Source organism: Halomonas sp. SIMBA_159 (assembly GCF_046536035.1).
Classification (GTDB): domain Bacteria; phylum Pseudomonadota; class Gammaproteobacteria; order Pseudomonadales; family Halomonadaceae; genus Vreelandella; species Vreelandella venusta_A.
The window spans coordinates 1-248 of record NZ_JAWJBT010001227.1; the positions used below are offsets into that span (position 1 = coordinate 1).

Sequence of the window (248 nt, forward strand, 5' to 3'; positions counted from 1 at the left end):
GGGCGTTATCGTCTGCCGCCGCAGACGGATCAACAGCAAGCGATGGCAGTGAGCCACTAAATGACTGAGCCGCCTTTGAACAGGCGGCTTTTTCTTTTTGGTGATTGTGTGTCACAAGGAGTAGATTGGACACTACGGCTGAGCATCAAATTGGCGCTACGCTGAACCTGAAATACGATTATAGGCATTAACATAAGGGAGTATTTATGACAGCGGGTTGGATTATTGCCATCATTTTTGGTGCGCTG

The 248-nt window shown here is 48.4% G+C and carries 1 protein-coding gene; it reads right to left on the bottom strand.

All coding sequences use genetic code 11. The features are described from left to right. Positions 1 to 56: 56 nt before the first annotated feature. Positions 57 to 248: hypothetical protein (locus R0J87_RS23175; protein WP_498889307.1), on the bottom strand; the 192-nt coding region annotated here is incomplete at its 5' end.